General features: G+C 62.9%; 22 protein-coding genes. 15 read left to right on the top strand and 7 right to left on the bottom strand.

Features of this window, described 5'->3' with window-relative positions:
• Nucleotides 1–40: 40 nt before the first annotated feature.
• The 12 genes from X730_RS160840 (at nucleotide 41) to X730_RS160895 (ending at nucleotide 8,855) form a co-directional block, all read left to right on the top strand.
• Nucleotides 41–541 (top strand): hypothetical protein, encoded by a 501-nt coding sequence (locus tag X730_RS160840; RefSeq protein ID WP_023714206.1) that lies wholly within the window; start codon nucleotides 41–43, stop codon nucleotides 539–541.
• A gap of 96 nt (nucleotides 542–637) precedes the next feature.
• Nucleotides 638–994, top strand: a complete 357-nt coding sequence (locus tag X730_RS160845; protein WP_023682496.1) for a hypothetical protein — start codon at nucleotides 638–640, stop codon at nucleotides 992–994.
• Nucleotides 995–1,223: 229 nt separating this feature from the next.
• Nucleotides 1,224–2,144: a DMT family transporter gene (locus X730_RS160850; RefSeq protein WP_023669003.1), complete on the top strand. Its 921-nt coding sequence runs from the start codon at nucleotides 1,224–1,226 to the stop codon at nucleotides 2,142–2,144.
• A gap of 7 nt (nucleotides 2,145–2,151) precedes the next feature.
• Nucleotides 2,152–2,784: a molybdenum cofactor guanylyltransferase MobA gene (gene mobA, locus X730_RS160855; RefSeq protein ID WP_023820730.1), complete on the top strand. Its 633-nt coding sequence runs from the start codon at nucleotides 2,152–2,154 to the stop codon at nucleotides 2,782–2,784.
• Nucleotides 2,781–3,284, top strand: coding sequence for a molybdopterin-guanine dinucleotide biosynthesis protein B (gene mobB / locus X730_RS160860; RefSeq protein WP_023690740.1), 504 nt, complete (start codon nucleotides 2,781–2,783; stop codon nucleotides 3,282–3,284). Before mobA ends, mobB begins: the two co-directional genes overlap by 4 nt.
• 319 nt (nucleotides 3,285–3,603) lie before the next feature.
• The gene (locus X730_RS160865) at nucleotides 3,604–4,389 is read left to right on the top strand and encodes an ABC transporter substrate-binding protein (RefSeq protein WP_023688509.1); all 786 of its coding nucleotides are present in this window, start codon (nucleotides 3,604–3,606) and stop codon (nucleotides 4,387–4,389) included.
• Between the two features lie 75 nt (nucleotides 4,390–4,464).
• Nucleotides 4,465–5,181 (top strand): ABC transporter permease, encoded by a 717-nt coding sequence (locus tag X730_RS160870; protein ID WP_023669007.1) that lies wholly within the window; start codon nucleotides 4,465–4,467, stop codon nucleotides 5,179–5,181.
• The gene (locus tag X730_RS160875) at nucleotides 5,178–6,008 is read left to right on the top strand and encodes an ABC transporter permease (protein WP_023820729.1); all 831 of its coding nucleotides are present in this window, start codon (nucleotides 5,178–5,180) and stop codon (nucleotides 6,006–6,008) included. The genes X730_RS160870 and X730_RS160875 overlap by 4 nt, the downstream gene beginning before the upstream one ends.
• Before the next feature lie 103 nt (nucleotides 6,009–6,111).
• Nucleotides 6,112–6,981 carry an NAD(P)-dependent oxidoreductase gene (locus tag X730_RS160880; RefSeq protein WP_023706848.1) on the top strand — a complete coding sequence of 290 codons (870 nt, stop codon included), beginning with the start codon at nucleotides 6,112–6,114 and terminating at the stop codon, nucleotides 6,979–6,981.
• A 9-nt stretch (nucleotides 6,982–6,990) separates the two neighbouring features.
• Nucleotides 6,991–7,695, top strand: a complete 705-nt coding sequence (locus X730_RS160885; RefSeq protein ID WP_023825551.1) for a DNA alkylation repair protein — start codon at nucleotides 6,991–6,993, stop codon at nucleotides 7,693–7,695.
• Nucleotides 7,655–8,239: a GNAT family N-acetyltransferase gene (locus tag X730_RS160890; RefSeq protein ID WP_023825550.1), complete on the top strand. Its 585-nt coding sequence runs from the start codon at nucleotides 7,655–7,657 to the stop codon at nucleotides 8,237–8,239. The genes X730_RS160885 and X730_RS160890 overlap by 41 nt, the downstream gene beginning before the upstream one ends.
• Before the next feature lie 46 nt (nucleotides 8,240–8,285).
• Nucleotides 8,286–8,855, top strand: a complete 570-nt coding sequence (locus X730_RS160895) for a DUF3299 domain-containing protein (RefSeq protein WP_023690736.1) — start codon at nucleotides 8,286–8,288, stop codon at nucleotides 8,853–8,855.
• Between the two features lie 48 nt (nucleotides 8,856–8,903).
• Here X730_RS160895 and X730_RS160900 read toward each other — a convergent pair whose 3' ends face one another.
• The 4 genes from X730_RS160900 to X730_RS160915 form a co-directional block, all read right to left on the bottom strand.
• Entirely contained in the window at nucleotides 8,904–9,395 is a 492-nt protein-coding gene (locus tag X730_RS160900; protein ID WP_023669013.1) for an Lrp/AsnC family transcriptional regulator, read from the bottom strand.
• Between the two features lie 143 nt (nucleotides 9,396–9,538).
• Entirely contained in the window at nucleotides 9,539–10,156 is a 618-nt protein-coding gene (locus X730_RS160905) for a uracil-DNA glycosylase family protein (RefSeq protein ID WP_023825549.1), read from the bottom strand.
• The gene (locus tag X730_RS160910; RefSeq protein WP_023708349.1) at nucleotides 10,156–10,767 is read right to left on the bottom strand and encodes a glutathione S-transferase; all 612 of its coding nucleotides are present in this window, start codon (nucleotides 10,765–10,767) and stop codon (nucleotides 10,156–10,158) included. The genes X730_RS160905 and X730_RS160910 overlap by 1 nt, the downstream gene beginning before the upstream one ends.
• Nucleotides 10,768–10,806: 39 nt before the next feature.
• Nucleotides 10,807–11,430, bottom strand: a complete 624-nt coding sequence (locus tag X730_RS160915) for a thermonuclease family protein (protein ID WP_023825548.1) — start codon at nucleotides 11,428–11,430, stop codon at nucleotides 10,807–10,809.
• Between the two features lie 75 nt (nucleotides 11,431–11,505).
• Between X730_RS160915 and X730_RS160920 the strand changes: the two genes are divergently transcribed.
• A complete protein-coding gene (locus tag X730_RS160920; RefSeq protein WP_023825547.1) occupies nucleotides 11,506–13,029 on the top strand; it encodes a HAMP domain-containing sensor histidine kinase in 1,524 nt (507 codons plus the stop codon).
• Between the two features lie 9 nt (nucleotides 13,030–13,038).
• Here the strand turns inward: X730_RS160920 and X730_RS160925 are convergent, their stop codons facing one another.
• Nucleotides 13,039–14,037 carry a nicotinate-nucleotide--dimethylbenzimidazole phosphoribosyltransferase gene (locus tag X730_RS160925; RefSeq protein ID WP_023688518.1) on the bottom strand — a complete coding sequence of 333 codons (999 nt, stop codon included), beginning with the start codon at nucleotides 14,035–14,037 and terminating at the stop codon, nucleotides 13,039–13,041.
• A gap of 187 nt (nucleotides 14,038–14,224) precedes the next feature.
• On the opposite strand from X730_RS160925, the gene X730_RS160930 reads away from it, so the two are divergent.
• Together X730_RS160930 and X730_RS160935 are read left to right on the top strand one after the other, a co-directional pair.
• Complete coding sequence (locus tag X730_RS160930) at nucleotides 14,225–14,458, top strand: DUF1289 domain-containing protein (RefSeq protein WP_023824914.1); 234 nt, start codon at nucleotides 14,225–14,227, stop codon at nucleotides 14,456–14,458.
• Nucleotides 14,459–14,471: 13 nt separating this feature from the next.
• Nucleotides 14,472–15,176: a TIGR02281 family clan AA aspartic protease gene (locus X730_RS160935; protein ID WP_023688519.1), complete on the top strand. Its 705-nt coding sequence runs from the start codon at nucleotides 14,472–14,474 to the stop codon at nucleotides 15,174–15,176.
• A gap of 5 nt (nucleotides 15,177–15,181) precedes the next feature.
• Here X730_RS160935 and dusA read toward each other — a convergent pair whose 3' ends face one another.
• Complete coding sequence (gene dusA, locus X730_RS160940) at nucleotides 15,182–16,177, bottom strand: tRNA dihydrouridine(20/20a) synthase DusA (protein ID WP_023755283.1); 996 nt, start codon at nucleotides 16,175–16,177, stop codon at nucleotides 15,182–15,184.
• A 218-nt stretch (nucleotides 16,178–16,395) separates the two neighbouring features.
• A complete protein-coding gene (locus tag X730_RS1000000167360; protein WP_023726601.1) occupies nucleotides 16,396–16,692 on the bottom strand; it encodes a hypothetical protein in 297 nt (98 codons plus the stop codon).
• Nucleotides 16,693–16,737 lie beyond the last annotated feature (45 nt).

The raw sequence follows: 16,737 nt of genomic DNA, 5'->3' as shown, positions 1-16,737 counted from the left end.
TTGGTGCAGAATGCTTCCGTTGGAAGCGAGGGGGATTTCCATGCAGCGTGTTTGCCAAACCGGGCTGTCAGCGCTGGTCGTGGCCCTATCATTGGCGACCACAGTGGCGCTCGCAAAGCCGTTCACCTACATCAATGCGCGCTATGGCACGGTGTGCACGTTCCCGAGCCAGATTTTCAGCAAGCCGATGCCTGAGTCCCTCAATGGCGACGGTCGAAAATGGCTTAGCCCCGATGGTGCGAGCTTGTCCTGTTACGGCGGATACAAGCTGACGGAAGATACGCCAGACAGTCTGGTTGAAAAGGAAAAAGCCGACCCTGACTCTGGGGAAAAGGTCACTTACAGCAAAACCGGTAAGAACTGGGCAGTGGTCTCAAGCACCAAAGGCGACAAGATCTTCTATACCCGAATCGTCTTCGAAAAAGAGGATGCAATCCATACAGTCTGGATCGAATATCCCGCCTCGCTCAAGGCCAAGTACGACCCACTGGTCGGCGCTATCGGCGACAGCCTGCATGGGGCTGAGCAACACTGGGAATAAATCGCTCTCGACGCTGCAAACCCGATTTACCGCCATCGCGTTCCGCCCTAAATTTCGGCCTATAGCGGCTCGTCGCTGGGTTTGGGGGAATACGACATGCGCACATTCTTACTTTCTCTTGCACTGCTTGGGTTTGCCGCCGCGCCGGCAGCAGCACAGTCCATCGGTGGCAGCTACACCGTCGCGGGCACCAATTTCGACGGCTCGAAATATGGAGGCGAAGCCACCATCACGCTGACCAGCGAGACCACCTGTACCATCCATTGGGAGACGGGCGGATCATCGTCGGACGGCATCTGCATGCGCAACGACGATGCCTTCTCCGCCGGCTATGTCATGGGCAAGGAAATCGGTCTCGTCGTCTATAAGGTAGAAGATGACGGCTCGCTGCACGGCCTGTGGACCATCGCCGGCAAGAACGGCAGCGGCACCGAGGTGCTGACCCCGAAATGAGCCTGCCGNTCATCCGGCCAGCCCTCTCAGGGAATTTCTATGGGCCACTGGTGAAAATCCGTGGCCTATTTCTTTGACGTTGCTGTCTTGCCGCCGGCTGCTACAGGCTTGAGCGGTTCACCGTTCCGCCGAAACGTCGAACCGCTTTATTCTTTGTTTTCACGCAATTCCGGACGGAAAACCGTTTCACACTTTTCCTGGAATTGCTCTTGCAAAACCGGTAACGCCCTTGCCTCTTTCCCCAAACATTCGCGGCGCGCTGTGCATGATGGTGGCCATGATCGGCTTCACCCTCAACGACGCCATCACCAAGTTCTCGTCGGAATCGATGAACATGGCGCAGGTCATGCTGGTGCGCGGCGCCTTTGCGTCGCTACTCGTCGGCCTGCTCGCCTGGCAGCAAGGTGCGCTCGCACGGCCGGGCTCGATGCTGCAGCCGCTGGTGGCGCTTCGCGTGGTCGCCGAGGCCGGCGCCACCGTCGCCTTCCTTGTCGCATTGGCGCATCTGCCGATCGCCAATGTCTCCGCGGTGCTGCAGGCGCTGCCGCTGGCGGTGACGATGGGGGCGGCACTCGTATTCAGCGAAGGTGTCGGCTGGCGGCGCTGGCTGGCGATCGCGGTCGGCTTTGGCGGCGTGCTGATCATCGTGCGGCCAGGCTTCGAAGGCTTCAGCGTCTATTCGTTGTGCGCACTCGTCAGCGTCGCCTGTTGCGCAGTACGTGACCTCGCCACCAAGCGCATCCCGAGGGCCATCCCGACCTTGCTGGTGTCGACGGCGACGGCAATCGCCATGACCATCGTTGGCGCCGTGCTGCTGTCGCCGATGGGCGGCTGGACGCCGATGTCCGGCAAAGGCACGGCACTTCTGGCATTGGCGGCGGTGCTGGTGCTGATCGGCTACCAGTTCATCATCATGGCAATGCGGGCCGGCGACATCTCCTTCATTGCTCCATTCCGCTACACCGCCCTCTTTTGGTCGATGCTGCTTGGCCTCATCATCTTCGGCGATGTCCCCGACCTGCCGATGATCTTCGGCTCCGCCATCATCATCGGCTCCGGCCTCTACGCGCTCTATCGCGAGCGGGTCGCCGGCCGGCAAAAACCCGCAGCCGAAAGCGCTGGACCCGACATGGCGCCGGACGGCATATAGGTTGGCCATGAGCCAAGACATTGCAGGAATTATCCTGGCCGGAGGCCTGTCACGGCGCATGGGCGGCGGCGACAAGACTTTGCTGGCGCTTGGCGGGCGTCCGCTTCTCGACCATGTCGTTGCCCGCCTGGCGCCGCAGGTCGGATCGCTGGCGCTCAGCGCCAATGGTGACCCGGCGCGCTTCGAGGCGGCCGGTCTTCCGGTTCTCGCCGATGCGGTCGAAGGCTATGCCGGACCGCTTGCCGGAATCCTCACCGGCCTCGAATGGGCGGCAGCGAACACCGCTTGCACGGCATTGGCGACGGCCGCCGGCGACACGCCGTTCCTGCCGGTGGACCTGGTCGAGAGGCTGGCTGCGGCTGTTGACGAGCGACCAGGCTCCATCGCTGTTGCCAGTTCCGGCGGCAGGCGGCATCCGACCTTTGCGCTGTGGCCGCTCGGGCTGCGTGAGGCCTTGCGCCATTTCCTGATCGACGAGGACAACAGGCGCGTCTCCGCCTTCATCGAGCGGCACGACTGTGTCGAAGTGGAATTTCCGTTGCTGACCCACGGCAGTGACGAGATCGACCCGTTCTTCAACATCAACACACCGCACGACCTTGCGGTGGCCGAGCGTCTGTTGCAGAGCATCGGCCCATGAACATCTTCGGCATCACCGGCTGGAAGAATTCCGGCAAGACCACACTGACCGAGAAGCTGGTCACAGAGCTCGTCCGGCGCGGCTGGACGGTGTCGACGGTCAAACACGCCCATCATGAGTTCGACATCGACAAGCCTGGCGCCGACAGCTTTCGCCACCGCCAGGCGGGCGCCACCGAGGTCGCGGTGGTGTCGGGCAAACGCTGGGCGCTGATGCATGAATTGCGCGGTGAGGACGAGCCGACGCTGGAGACGGTCCTGTCGCGGTTGGCCCCGTGCGACATCGTGCTGGTCGAAGGCTACAAGCGCGAGGCGCACAAAAAGATCGAGACCCGGCGGCGGGAGGCCAAGGACCGCTCGCCGCTGTCGGCGAACGACGGACATATCGTGGCGATTGCCGCCGACTTCGCGGTTACCGGCGAAAGCCTGCCTGTGTTCGATCTCGACGACACGGGAGGGATAGCCGACTTCATCGAGCGCATGACCGGCCTCAAACCTTGAGGCCCCTGCCCTCGCCCGGGTCAGCCGCCCTCTTCAGCCGTTGCATTGTCTAAGCGCGTCGCGCCTGAACGGCCTCATGCGACGCGCTTCAGGTTGTTTTATTTATGCATGTCGTCGTCCCAAAACCGCTGCGCACTTTTCGGCGACATGCATTAACCCGGCGTCGGCATTGGCTGGACCCGCAAATCCCGCAAGCAACGGTTTTACAGTTGCTTTTCTCCCGAAAACAGTGGGAGTATCGCGCCAGCGGGCGGTCAAAAGCACCGCCCCACAGAGCCGTTCCGGAACGACGGCCGGGAGCCATAAAGAGAGGACTATCATGCGTATTGCACTGCGTATCGCGCTCGCCGCATCGGCTGCGCTGCTGACGCTCGGCGTCGCCCAGGCTCAGGAAACGACCCTGAGAATCGGCACCGAAGGCGCCTACCCCCCATTCAACAACCTGACCTCCGACGGCCAGCTCGTGGGCTTCGACATCGACATCGCCAAGGCGCTCTGCGACGAGATGAAGGTCAAGTGCACCTTCGTCGCCCAGGATTGGGACGGCATCATTCCGGCCCTGCAGGCCGGCAAGTTCGACGCCATCGTCGCCTCGATGTCGATCACGCCGGAGCGCGCCGAGAAGGTCGACTTCACCCACAAATACTACAACACGCCGTCGGCGATCGCGGTACCCAAGGATTCGACCCTCAAGGGCGTGACCAAGGAAGACCTGGCCGGCAAGACCATCGGCGTCGCAACCACCACGACGCATTTCAATTATGCCTCGAAAACCTACACGGACAGCACGGTCAAGGGCTATCCGAGCAGCCCCGAAGAGCAGGCCGATCTCGCCAATGGCCGTCTCGACGCGATCGAGGACGATATCGTCGTGTTGCAACAGTTCCTGGATTCGCCTGATGGCGCCTGCTGCAAGATTCTCGGCCAGCCTTCGCCGCAGCCGGTCGATATCTTTGGACCCGGCGCCGGCATCGCCGTGCGCAAGGGCGAGACGGATCTGGTCAACAAGTTGAACAGCGCTATCGACGCAATCCGCGCCAACGGAAAGTACAAGGAAATCAACGACAAGTACTTCAAGTTCGACGTCTTCGGCGCCGAGTCCTGATCGTCTGAAACAAGGCGGCAGGGGAAGTTTCCTGCTGCCGCCTTAGCCTGACAGAAGTGGAGACAAGACCCGTCAATGCCAAGCCAGAACATATGGATACTTCTCACTTGGGGACCCGATGGCTGGATTGACGATATTGCCTATGGCGCACTGGTCACCATTGCGCTCGCGCTGGCGACACTGCCGATCGGCCTGACGATCGGCTTTTTCGTCGCCTGGGCAAAACAATCCGAAGAGCCGTCGCTTCGCGTGGCTGCCAACATCTACACCACGGTGTTTCGCGGACTGCCGGAACTGGTGACGCTTTTCCTGTTCTTCTTCGGCATGCCGATCCTCTTGCAGTATGTCATCCGTCTGTTCAGGCCGGAAGCGACGGTCGATGTCGACAGCTTCCTCGCCGGCATGATCGTGCTGTCGCTGATCTTTTCGTCGTATTCCAGCGAAGTCTTCCTGTCGGCCTTTCGCGCCATTCCGAAGGGCCAGTATGAGGGCGGCTATGCGATCGGGCTGTCGAAATGGCAGACGATGCGCAAGGTGATCCTGCCGCAGCTGCTGCGCATCGCCTTCCCCGGCCTTGAGAATTGCTGGCTGAGCCTGCTCAAGGACACGGCCCTGGTGTCGGTCGTCAACCTGGCTGAAACCTTGCGCAACGCCGGCGTGGCGGCCCGTGTCACCAAACATTCCTTCCTGTTCTACAGCGTCGCGGCGATGGTGTTCCTTATCCTTGCCATCCTGTCGTCGATCGCCACCGGCTTCATCCTGCGTTCGCTCGGGAGGAGGGAGGCACGATGAGCGTCGTGACGCGCGCCGCCGTCGACATCGAGAAGCCACCACCACGGGCGCGAGGCTGGCCGCGGGCCCGTATCGTCGGCTACGCGCTGGTCGGCTTCTGGATCCTGTTCGGCATCGGCATCGCCGTCTATCTGGTTTACGCCTGGAATGGCGAATTCTTCGCCAGATACGCGCCTGCCTATCTGCAGGGCTTGGGAACCACGCTTGCGCTGGTGGCCATCTCGATGGTGCTCGGTGCGCTCTTTTCGCTGCCTGTCACCTATGCCCGCATGTCGAAGAACCGCTATTTGTCCGTCCTGGCTTATTGCTATGTCTATTTCTTCCGCGGCACGCCGCTGCTGGTCCAGGTCTATCTCGTCTATTACGGCCTGGGCTCATTCCGGGTGCAACTCGAATCCTTCGGACTGTGGTGGTTCTTCCGCGACGCCTTCAATTGCGGTGTGTTCGCCTTCGCGCTCAACACCGCCGCCTACCAGGCCGAAATCCTGCGCGGCGCCATAGAAAGTGTTCCGAGGGGCCAATGGGAGGGCGCTGCTTCGCTCGGCCTGCACAAATTGCAGACGCTGCGCAAGGTCATCCTGCCGCAGGCGTTTATCGTCGCGCTCCGGCCCTATGGCAACGAACTCGTCCTGATGATCAAGGCCTCCGCCATCGTTGCCATCATCACCGTCTATGATTTGATGGGCAACGCGAAGCTGGCCTACGCCAAGTCCTTCGACTTCCAGGCCTATGTCTGGGTCGCCATCGTCTATCTGGTGATGGTCGAGATCCTGCGCCACGGCGTCGAATGGATCGAGCGGCGGATCACCATTCATCTGATCCGCTGAGCGTTCGGCTGTACCAGTCGATCGGCTCATGCGCGTCTTGACGAATGGCGCGTAGAGCCTAGAGCTGTCCAAGACAATTCCGTTCCGTCTGAAGGGCAAACCCATGGCATCTGTGGCATTTCTCGGTCTTGGCGTGATGGGCTATCCCATGGCCGGGCACCTCAGGAACAAAGGCGGCCACGACGTCACCGTCTACAACCGCACCGCGGCGAAGGCGGAACAATGGGTGGCCCAGCATGGCGGCAAGCTTGCTTTGACGCCGGCGGACGCCGCAGAGGGCCAGGATTTCGTCTTCTCCTGCGTCGGCAATGACGACGATCTGCGCTCGGTGACGACCGGGGCCCATGGCGCCTTCGCCGCGATGAAAAAAGGCTCCGTCTTCATCGACAACACCACCGCTTCGGCCGAAGTCGCGCGCGAACTGGCCGACGCCGCTGAAAAGGCTGGCTTTTCCTTCCTCGACGCGCCGGTTTCCGGCGGCCAGGCGGGCGCCGAGAACGGCGTGCTGACGGTGATGGTCGGCGGCGAGCAGGCTGCCTTCGACAAAGCCAGGCCGGTCATCGACGCCTTTGCCCGCATGGTCGGGCTGATGGGTCCGTCGGGCGCCGGCCAGCTCACGAAGATGATCAATCAGATCACCATTGCCGGGCTGGTTCAGGGACTGGCCGAAGGCATCCACTTCGGCAAGAAGGCCGGGCTCGACATCGAGAAGGTCATCGAGGTGATTTCCAAGGGCGCTGCCGGGTCCTGGCAGATGGAGAACCGACACAAGACGATGAATGCCGGCAAATACGATTTCGGCTTTGCCGTCGACTGGATGCGCAAGGATCTCGGCATCTGCCTCGATGAAGCCGACCGCAATGGCGCGCGACTGCCGGTGACCGCCCTTGTCGACCAGTTCTACAAGGATGTGCAAGCGATGGGCGGCAAGCGCTGGGATACGTCGTCCCTGCTTGCGCGACTGGAGAAGTAGGCGTTCGCAATGGCCGAGCTTTCGCCCCAATCGAGCGCCGATGAGATCGTCGCCCATTTGCGCTCGATCGGCTTGGAGGACAATCGCCGCGGTATGCTGCGCTACGGCATCAAGATCGAGCGCGCGCTCGGCATCTCGCATGGCATGCAGCGGCAGATCGCCAAAAAGATCAAGCGCAACCACGAGCGTGCTTTCGAGCTTTGGCAGACCGGCATCATGGAGGCGCAGTTCATCGCTTCCGTCACGGCCGACCCGAAGCGCTTCTCAGCCGCGGATGCACGACAATGGGCCGCGTCCTTCGATTCCTGGGACATCGTCGACGGCGTCTCCGATCTCTTCGTCGACACGGACGCCTGGAAGGAGCTGATTGAAGAGTTCGCGGCGGACGAGCGCGAGTTCGTTCGACGCACGGCCTTCGCCATGATGGCGTGGTCCGTCGTGCACCGGAAGCAGGAGCCGGTGGCGACTTTCCTCGGCTTCCTGCCGATCATCGAAGCGCATGCCGCCGACAGCCGCAATTTCGTGAAGAAGGCGGCAAACTGGGCGCTTCGTTCGATCGGCAAGCGATCGTTGGAGATGCACGGCGCTGCCCTTGCCGTGGCCGAACGACTGGCCCAGTCGGCCGACAAGACGGCGCGCTGGATTGGCAAGGACGCCGTACGGGAACTCACCAATGCCAAGATCGTCGAGCGGATCGCCGCCAGAAAAGGCTGACCTAGCCAACGTCCGGTTCACCGAGGTGACGCGGCAGACGCGCGCCGATTTCGAAGGCCTCTTCGAAGCGCAAGGCGGTTCGAAGTATTGCTGGTGCATGGCCTGGCGGCCCCTGCCCGGCCGCCGCGAGCATGTCCAGCACGCCGAGTTGAAACGGGCCATGATGGCGCTTGTCGAGGCCGGTACGCCGGTGGGAATCTTGGCCCAGATTGACGGCAAGACCGTCGGCTGGTGCTCGGTCGCGCCGCGCCAGACCTGTCGGAAGCTGACGTCGCAACAGGACGATGACGAGACCGGCATCTGGTCGGTCGTCTGCTTCTATGTGCCAAGGGCGCTGCGCGGCGGCGGGCTGGTGGCAGCGCTGCTTGACGCTGCCATAGATCACGCCTTTGCCAAGGGCGCCGGCGTGATCGAGGCCTACCCGGTCGACGAGGCATCGCCGAGCTACCGTTTCATGGGGTTTCGCGGCGTGTTCATCGCTCGCGGGTTCCATGAGGTCGGCCTGGCCGGCTCTCGCAGACATGTGATGCGGCTCGAGCGTTGACGCGATCGGCCGCGGCGTCTTTACTCCTGCACAAAGGAAGCGGCCGATGAGCAGTCCTCTCAAATCGACCTTGGCGCTTGCAGCCGCGTTGTTGGTGTTCACCGCTACCAACGCCTCAGGCCAAACCGCGCACATCTTCTGGAAAGATCTGCGTCCTGCGACGCAGGCGGTGGCCGAAGATGCCGGCCTGCCGATGATTGCGGCAAAACTGCCCGATCGTGGCGAGACATTGTCGCTCAACCTGCAGGACAAGACGGTACAATTAGCCGGCTATGCATTGCCGGTCGACCGTGATGGCGATCTCGTCTACCAGTTCCTGCTGGTGCCGTGGACAGGCGCTTGCAGCCACATGCCGACGCCGCCGCCCAACCAGATCGTGCTGGTGACGCCGGCCCGTCCCTACAAGATGTCGCAGGCCTATGAGTCGGTTGCCGTAACCGGCGCCTTGCGGCCCGGCTTGGAGAAGAGCCAGTTGTTCATTCTCGACGGCGTCAGCATCATCCAGTCCGGCTACACCGTACGCAAAGCCGATGTGGTGGCAGTCGACACGGTGCCGGACACGATCACGCTGCCGGTCAACTCGCCCTGGAGTTTCCTCAACAAAAAGAAAAACTAAGCGCCGCCTGCTTGTGCAGCGTCACCGCCCAGTCACGGACAACCGCGCTCAGGCCGCGTTGGCGCCGGATTCCTTGTCCAGCAGCATGTAGTCGAGCGGCATTTCGGTCGTGTACTTGATCTGCTCCATGGCGAAGGACGACGACACGTCGCGGATCTCGATCTTGGCGATCAGCCGCTTGTAGAAGGCGTCATATGCGGCGATATCGGGCACCACGACGCGCAGGAGATAGTCGACGTCGCCGCTCATGCGGTAGAATTCGACAACTTCGGGAAATTCCTGGATGACTTCCGAGAAACGCCGCAGCCATTCATGGCTGTGCGAATTGGTGCGGATCGACACGAAGACGGTGACGCGCACATTGACCTTTTCGTGGTCGAGGATGGCGACCCGCCGCTTGATGACTCCCTCTTCCTCCAGCTTCTGGATGCGGCGCCAGCACGGCGTCGTCGACAGGCCGACTTTCTTGGCGACATCGGCAACCGCGAGCGTCGCGTCCTCCTGCAGGAGGCGGAGAATTTTTCTGTCGAGGCGATCCATTAAGGTGCTCCTGGTGCAGGCCGCGTTCCCTCGGGCGCGACGCGCTTTGGGAATAGATTGGCTATACTCCCTCTTATTTCGACCTTTCACAAGAAAGAAATTCTGCCGGATGGCACAAAAGCGAGTGATATCTTGCTTAAAGTCTAATCTATGCGATAGCGGATTTCCGATCTCAGAAACGGCAGCAAATCCATTTCAAACCATGGATTCTGCTTCAGCCATCCTGAGTTGCGCCATGACGGGTGTGGCAGCGGCAGCACTTTCGGGCTGGCCAGCGCATCCCAGATGGTGCGCCAGTCCTTCACGGTTTCGGTCAGCGACGGCCGGCGCGTGGCGCCCATATGCCAGGATTGCGCGTAGGAGCCGATTGTCAGAACGAGGTCGATCTGCGGCATCAGCGCCATCAGCGGCGCGCGCCAGGCCAGCGCGCATTCTCGGCGCGGCGGCAGGTCGCCGCCCTTGGCGTCCTGGCCGGGGAAGCAGAACCCCATTGGCACGATGGCGAATTTATCCGTGTCGTAGAATTCCTCGCTTGTCACGCCCAGCCAGCTTCGCAAGCGGTGGCCGGACGCGTCGGTGAACGGCATGCCCGACAAATGCACCTTTGTGCCTGGCGCCTGGCCGGCGAGCAGGATGCGGGCGCTGGATGATGGCAGCAGCACCGGGCGCGGCTCGTGCGGCAGTGGCCTGCCGACTGGAGTGTCGACGCAGATGCGGCAGGCGCGGACCTTTGCCGTCAGGCGTTCGAGTTCCGCCTCCATCAGGCGGAAGCGCTCGGGCGACTGGAGACGGCACTGTACCAGCGCAGCACGTTTGTGCACTCGTCCGGCACTTTGATGCGCGCCGGTTTCATGAAATCCATGGCGATCATGCCGGTGATATCGGCGATCGAATAGGCGTCGCCGGCGGCGAATTCGCGGTTTGCCAGTTCGGGGTCGAGCAGTTTCAGGAATTCAACCGCTTTCGCCTTGTTGGCCTCGCCCCATTCGGGGATCTGCGGAATTTCCCATTCCTTCATCGCCGGATGGATGTGGCGAAAAGCCTGGGCGACGCAGCTGAGCAGATTGAACTCCATGCGCCTTTGCCACATCTCGACCTTGGCCTTGCCGAGCGCGCCTTGCCCGAACAGCGCCGGTTCGGGATGCAGTTCCTCGAAATAGCGGCAGATGGCGACGGATTCGGTGAGGATGGTGCCGTCGTCGAGCTCGAGCACCGGCAGCCGCTGCAGCGGGTTGCGCGACCTGACCGGCTCCTGTTTGTGCCCCATCGCACCCATGTCGACCGGCACCAGTGGCACTGCGATGCCCTTCTCGGCGAGGAAAACCCGCACGCGCCGCGGGTTGGGGGCGCGGCCGCCGTCGAACAGTTTCATGCTTATCCTCCCGATCTGGTCCTTCAACTATAGTGCTCGTCACCAGAAGCGAAACATCTCTCGCAAGGCGTCACCGACCGAAGCCAGGGTGCCGTGCTTTCTTTCGAGCGGGCCGCCGTGGTGGCTTTCGCGCCAGTCTTGCGGCTCATCGAACGTGCCGGCCCAGATGCCAACCTTGCCGGCGCGGGCAATGGCCTGCTCGGTGTCGAAATCGCCATAGGCAATGGCCCAGCCGGCCTCGACCTGGGCCCGGTTGAGATCCTTGCCACCGGCCTTGCAATCGCCGAGCAGGCGGCCGTAGCGGTCGCGCTGCCAGCCGCTGCAGGTCACCGGATTGCCTGATATCAGCCGCACCAGCGCCTGGCGTGCCAGCCTGCCGCAAGCGTAGTCTGCGCCATGCCTACGGCAGATCTGCTGGTATTCCGGAGCGTCGATGCCGCGCATGCGGATACGTTCGGTGCCAAGGGTGAGTGAATCGCCATCGTTGACGATCGCCGCCCCTTGCGCCTTGCGCGTCTCGAAACGGTCGAGGCGTGCGGCGAGCAGGATCAGCAGGCCGAGCAGAATGACCGTCAGCGCGTAATCCAGCAGCTTGCGCCACAGGCTTCGCGGCGGCGGCGGATAGTATCGCCGGCGCGGCCTTGGCGACCACGAACGGCTCATATGGCAAACAGTCTCTTAATCATTCGAACGTAGCTTAACGAATTGAGATCGCTGCGCGCATAAATCGAAGTTTCCATGCCTCTGCTACGCTCGAACACAGCGGATAAATTCATTGTGGACCGCCGGAAACCGCACCGCAACAGCGATGTGGCGCGCGCGGTGCGCAAGACGCGCGACCGTCTTTCGCAGCAGGTCGGCAATCTCGACTTCGACCGCGAGCTGCTGAAGCTGCATGCCGGGACCATGGTGCGCGGCGCAGCCGTCATCCCACTGCTGGTGTTGGCGGTCGCGGCGGCCGGGCTGCTGGCCGGTGTGGACAAACAGATCAGCGTCTGGGCGCTGTTCACCCTGATCTGCTATTCGATCGTCGCCTTCATGGCGCGCCGCGTCGAGCGCACCGAAGCCGCCGAGCTCAATCCTGTTCGCACCCGCAGGGATTTCCTGATCGGACATTCGCTGTGCGGCCTCGGCTGGGCGTGGTTCGCATGGCTCGGCTGCGCCACCTGCCAGATCGACCAGTTCCAGGCCGCCAAGGCGGTGGTGCTGCTGCTGGCCATGGCGGCGACCGCTATCATGGCGTCGTCCTTGCGCGGCTCTCTGCTTGCCACCTTCGTCGTTCCGGTGGCGGTCTATGCCTATGCTGAAACGAAATTTTGGGTGCCGGTCGGGACGATCATGGTCGCCCTGCTGGTCGCGGCATTGCCGTTCTTTGCCTATATCGCGCGCCATCTCAACCGCTCGTCGCTGATACTTCTGTCCTTCCGCTCCGAAAAGGACGCGCTGCTCGCCGAGGTGGAGACCGCGAAATCGATGTCGGACGAAGCTCGTCGGCGGGCCGAAGACGCCAATCTGGCGAAGTCGCGCTTCCTTGCTTCTATGAGCCATGAGCTCAGGACGCCCCTCAACGCCATTCTCGGTTTTTCCGAGGTGATGGCCAATGAGGTGCTCGGGCCGATGAGCAACCCGACCTATCGCGACTACGCCCGCGACGTGCACGATTCCGGCCAGCATCTGCTCGACCTGATCAACGAAATCCTCGATCTGTCGCGCATCGAGGCCGGCCGCTATCAGCTCAACGAAGAGCCGGTGATGCTGCTCAACATCGCCGAAGATTGCTGCCACATGATGGAATTGAAGGCGCGCAACAAGGACATCCGCATCGTCCAGGATTTCGAAAGTGCCCTGCCGCGGCTGTTCGCCGACGAGCGCGCGGTGCGGCAGATCACGCTCAACCTCCTGTCCAACGCCATCAAATTCACCGCCACCGGCGGCGAAGTTCGCGTGCGCGTCGGCTGGACGGCGGGCGGTGGCCAGTACATTTCGGTCAAGGACAATGGGCCGGGCATACCGGAAGACGAAATCCCGATCGTGCTGTCCGCCTTCGGCCAGGGCTCGATCGCCATCAAGAGCGCCGAACAGGGCACCGGGCTCGGACTGCCGATTGTGCAGGGCCTGCTCGCCATGCATGGCGGCGAATTCGAACTTCAGTCGAAATTGCGCGAAGGCACCGAGGCAATCGCCATCTTCCCGCTCGCCCGAGTGATGGAGGAACTGCCGGCGCTGCCAACCAAGACCGTGGCGGCGGCCCGCCGACGTTGACAGCTTGTTCTAGGCTTTGACCGCCGCCGCCATGCCCGAACTGGTAAGCGCCGCCGCCTTGACCAGACCGGCGGCAAGGGCGGCCCCTACCCCTTCGCCGTGGCTGATGCCGAGATCGAACAGCGGCCTGAGGCCGAGCCGCTCGGCGGCAAGCCTTTGGCCGGACTCCGGCGACAGACTGGCCAGCAGGCAATGGTCGAGCGCACCCGGGTTGGCGGCGTGCAGCACGGCAGCGGCGGCGGTCGCGGCGAAGCCGTCGAGCAGCACCCGGATTTTCTGCATCCGGGCGGCGAGGATAGCGCCGGCAATGGCCGCGAATTCGCGGCCGCCGACCCGGCGCAGTGCTTCCAGGGGGTCCTTCAGAGCCGCACCATGGAAGGCGACGGCTGCATCGACTACATCAGCCTTGCGCGCCTGCATGGCCGCGTCGGCACCGGAGCCGGGGCCGACCCAGTCGGCGCCGCTGCCGCCGAACAGGGCGGCGCACAAAGCCGCCGCAACGGTGGAGTTGCCGACGCCGAGATCGCCGAGGCAAATCAGATCGGAGCCACCGGCAATGGCTTCCATGCCGAAGGCCATGGTGGCGGCGCAGCCGCGTTCGTCGAGGGCGGCGTCCTCGGTGATGTCGGCGGTCGCAATGTGCAGCGCCAGGTCGAACACCTTGAGGCCAAGATTGTTGGCGACGCAAATCTGGTTGATTGCCGCACCGCCGGCGGCGCACAGCTCAACGGCGTTTGCGGTCTCAGCGACAGGGCGCGGCGAGATGCCGTGGCGGGTCACGCCATGGTTACCGGCGAAGATCGCCACCAGGGGCCGGTTTACCGCCGGCGGGGCGCGCCCGCTCCAGGCAGCAAGCCAGGCGGCGATGTCCTCAATGCGGCCAAGCGAGGCTTTCGGCTTGTCGGCCTTGGAAAACAGGGTGCGCACCCTGTTTTCCGCGACTGTATCGGCAGGCGGCAGGCTCGCCAGCAGATTGCGAAAGTCGTCGAAGGGCAGCGCGCTGGTCATGTCGGTCCTGATCATTCCCTGTGGTTGATCAGCGGCATAACCGCCTTGCCCGGCCGGCACAACTCCCCTCGACATTGGCGCGAAAGCGGTTGCCCGCGCCGCATTCCGAAGGGCTTGCATTGGCTTTGCCGTTGCACCATGTGGAGATGGAACGAGGGATTCCGGACGGAACCTTCAAGAGAAAGTCATGACGGCCATCGAATCCCCGTGCATCCTGGTCTGTTCGATCGACATGAAAACCGGCTTCTGCTTCGGCTGTGGCCGCACGCGCGATGAAATCGGCGCCTGGATGGGGATGACGCCGGAGGTACGCCGCAGCGTCATGGCCGAGTTGCCGGCCCGATTGGAAACGGTCGAGCGCCGGCCGCGCCGGGAAACACGCCGCAGCCGCATGGCGCGCGAGCGCGACGTCCTCTCTTGAGGCGGCAGGTCCAATGAACCGACTGTTCTGGATCGTGATGGCGGCAATCGGCCTCGGGCTGATGCTGCTGATGATCAACAACGACGCCGGCAGCACGTTCGGCATCGAGAATTACGATTTCAGCCGTCTGGTCTGGCTGGGGGCGATCGGCTTGCTGGTCAGCGCCGGCCTTGTCCGGTCCGGCAGGCCGCTCGGCGTCATGGCCCGCAATCTCGGCACGTGGGCCCTGATCGTGCTGGCGCTCGTCGCCGGCTACCAGTACCGCTACGAGTTGCAGGATTTCGCCAGCCGGGTGACGGCGGGCCTCGTTCCCGGCAGCCCGCTGGCGCTCGGCGTCGAGGACGGCCATGCCACCGTGACCCTGGACAAGGCCGGCAGCGGCCATTTCGAGGCCCGCATCACGATCAACGGCGCGCCGATCCGCACCGTCGTCGATACCGGCGCGACCAGTACAGTGCTCACCGCCGAAGACGCGCAGGCGGCCGGCTTCAATCCGGCCGCGCTGAGCTTCACCGTCCCGGTCTCGACCGCCAATGGCATGGCACGCGCCGCTTCGGTGCGCACCGACGAACTGGCGATCGGCGGCATCGTGCGCAAGAACATGCAGGTGATGGTCGCCGCGCCCGGCGCGCTCAGCCAGAGCCTGCTCGGCATGAACTTCATCGGTTCCCTGTCGGGTTTCGACGTGCGCGGCGACCGGATGATTCTGCGCGACTGAACTGCTTAAGCGGCCTTTTCAACACGGTCGAAATCGACGGCAGCGAACGCTGCCTTCAGCACATCCGGTCCGGCGCCGGGTTTCGTCGCGTCGGTGGACAGTATCTGCCGGAAGCGGCGCGCGCCCGGCAGGCCGTGGAACAGCCCGACCATGTGGCGGGTGACGTGGCCGAGCCGCCCGCCCTGCTCGATATGCCGCGCGGCGTAGTCGGCTATCGTGTCGATCAGCGCGGCAAAATCGTAGGCGCCGGCCTTGTCGCCGTAGAATGCCGCGTCGACGCCGGCCAGGATGCCTGGCGTGTGGTAGGCGGCGCGGCCAAGCATGGCGCCATCGACATGATCGAGGTGGCGAGCCGCCTCTTCGAGCGATTGAACGCCTCCATTGATGCCAATGAATTTGTTCGATTTTCTAGCCTTGAGGCGATAGACCCTGTCATAGTCGAGCGGCGGGATGTCGCGATTTTCCTTCGGGCTCAGACCCTCCAGCCAAGCCTTGCGCGCATGCACCCACAGCGCGTCGGCGCCGGCCGCGAAAACGCCGTCGGCCAGCGCGTCGAGCGCGGGCTCCGGATCCTGCTCGTCGACGCCGATGCGGCATTTGACCGTCACCGGGATTGTCACCGCCGCCTTCATCGCCTCCACACAATCGGCGACGAGGTCAGGCACTTTCATCAGGCAGGCGCCGAACGTGCCGGATTGGACCCGGTCGGACGGACAGCCGACATTGAGATTGATTTCGTCGTAACCGAAGCCCTCGCCGATGCGCGCCGCCTCGGCCAGCTTTTGCGCATCGGAGCCGCCGAGTTGCAGTGCCACCGGATGTTCGGCCTCGTCAAAACCAAGCAGCCGCTCGCGCGCACCATGGATGACAGCGTCCGCCACCACCATTTCGGTGTAGAGCAGCGCACGCTGCGTCAACTGGCGGTGGAAGAACCGGCAATGCCGGTCGGTCCAGTCCATCATGGGTGCAATAGCCAGTCTATGATCTTGATTTTTCAGCATTTTCTTTAACATCAAATCGTTAGAGCAGCCCGAGTGCACGCGAATTTACGCCAGAATACGACCCTTTTCGCCACGTTTCGATCTCTCAGTGCACACGGAGCGCACACGAGAAAATGGACTAAACTCTCGTCCGGTTCATGGCGTGTCCGAGTCCGTCGCAAGGGTCGCTACGTTAGCGAGACCTTTCTGCGCCGAGACGACGCCAGGCGCTGGGCAACCTAAACCGAGCGCCAAGTCGATCGCGGTGAGACGCCGACCAAGTCCGTATAGCGCGCCTGAAAACTTTCGGCGAACCCATCGACCTTCATATCGACGACATGTGCGATGTAGGCAAGTCCCCTCGCCGCTCCAAGGCCGCAGCCCTCGATATGCTCCAAAGACATCTGGGGAAGTGCAACATAGCTGCCCTTGATCGCGAACGGCTCATTCGTTTTGGTCGCGACCGGGCCGCCCAAGGTGCCGGACCGATGACGCTCGGCATCGACATTGGCTTTGTAAAACTCATTCTGGCTCATGCCGCTGCGGTGCACGGTCTGCCCGTCAAGGTCGAACCGGTTGAT

The sequence above is a fragment of the Mesorhizobium sp. L103C131B0 genome (genome assembly GCF_000502275.1).
Taxonomy (GTDB): Bacteria; Pseudomonadota; Alphaproteobacteria; order Rhizobiales; family Rhizobiaceae; genus Mesorhizobium.
The sequence above is the reverse complement of the archived record's forward strand: the minus strand, read 5'-3'. Positions and strand labels throughout refer to the sequence as shown.

What these genes read in the sequence shown, in the direction of transcription:
- X730_RS160840 (WP_023714206.1), top strand. Translation starts at nt 41, where the DNA reads ATGCAGCGTGTTTGCCAAACCGGGCTGTCAGCGCTGGTCGTGGCCCTA.
- X730_RS160845 (WP_023682496.1), top strand. Translation starts at nt 638, where the DNA reads ATGCGCACATTCTTACTTTCTCTTGCACTGCTTGGGTTTGCCGCCGCG.
- mobA (WP_023820730.1), top strand. Translation starts at nt 2,152, where the DNA reads ATGAGCCAAGACATTGCAGGAATTATCCTGGCCGGAGGCCTGTCACGG.
- mobB (WP_023690740.1), top strand. Translation starts at nt 2,781, where the DNA reads ATGAACATCTTCGGCATCACCGGCTGGAAGAATTCCGGCAAGACCACA.
- X730_RS160865 (WP_023688509.1), top strand. Translation starts at nt 3,604, where the DNA reads ATGCGTATTGCACTGCGTATCGCGCTCGCCGCATCGGCTGCGCTGCTG.
- X730_RS160870 (WP_023669007.1), top strand. Translation starts at nt 4,465, where the DNA reads ATGCCAAGCCAGAACATATGGATACTTCTCACTTGGGGACCCGATGGC.
- X730_RS160875 (WP_023820729.1), top strand. Translation starts at nt 5,178, where the DNA reads ATGAGCGTCGTGACGCGCGCCGCCGTCGACATCGAGAAGCCACCACCA.
- X730_RS160880 (WP_023706848.1), top strand. Translation starts at nt 6,112, where the DNA reads ATGGCATCTGTGGCATTTCTCGGTCTTGGCGTGATGGGCTATCCCATG.
- X730_RS160885 (WP_023825551.1), top strand. Translation starts at nt 6,991, where the DNA reads ATGGCCGAGCTTTCGCCCCAATCGAGCGCCGATGAGATCGTCGCCCAT.
- X730_RS160890 (WP_023825550.1), top strand. Translation starts at nt 7,655, where the DNA reads ATGCCAAGATCGTCGAGCGGATCGCCGCCAGAAAAGGCTGACCTAGCC.
- X730_RS160895 (WP_023690736.1), top strand. Translation starts at nt 8,286, where the DNA reads ATGAGCAGTCCTCTCAAATCGACCTTGGCGCTTGCAGCCGCGTTGTTG.
- X730_RS160900 (WP_023669013.1), bottom strand. Translation starts at nt 9,395, where the DNA reads ATGGATCGCCTCGACAGAAAAATTCTCCGCCTCCTGCAGGAGGACGCG.
- X730_RS160905 (WP_023825549.1), bottom strand. Translation starts at nt 10,156, where the DNA reads ATGGAGGCGGAACTCGAACGCCTGACGGCAAAGGTCCGCGCCTGCCGC.
- X730_RS160910 (WP_023708349.1), bottom strand. Translation starts at nt 10,767, where the DNA reads ATGAAACTGTTCGACGGCGGCCGCGCCCCCAACCCGCGGCGCGTGCGG.
- X730_RS160915 (WP_023825548.1), bottom strand. Translation starts at nt 11,430, where the DNA reads ATGAGCCGTTCGTGGTCGCCAAGGCCGCGCCGGCGATACTATCCGCCG.
- X730_RS160920 (WP_023825547.1), top strand. Translation starts at nt 11,506, where the DNA reads ATGCCTCTGCTACGCTCGAACACAGCGGATAAATTCATTGTGGACCGC.
- X730_RS160925 (WP_023688518.1), bottom strand. Translation starts at nt 14,037, where the DNA reads ATGACCAGCGCGCTGCCCTTCGACGACTTTCGCAATCTGCTGGCGAGC.
- X730_RS160930 (WP_023824914.1), top strand. Translation starts at nt 14,225, where the DNA reads ATGACGGCCATCGAATCCCCGTGCATCCTGGTCTGTTCGATCGACATG.
- X730_RS160935 (WP_023688519.1), top strand. Translation starts at nt 14,472, where the DNA reads ATGAACCGACTGTTCTGGATCGTGATGGCGGCAATCGGCCTCGGGCTG.
- dusA (WP_023755283.1), bottom strand. Translation starts at nt 16,177, where the DNA reads ATGCTGAAAAATCAAGATCATAGACTGGCTATTGCACCCATGATGGAC.
- X730_RS1000000167360 (WP_023726601.1), bottom strand. Translation starts at nt 16,692, where the DNA reads ATGAGCCAGAATGAGTTTTACAAAGCCAATGTCGATGCCGAGCGTCAT.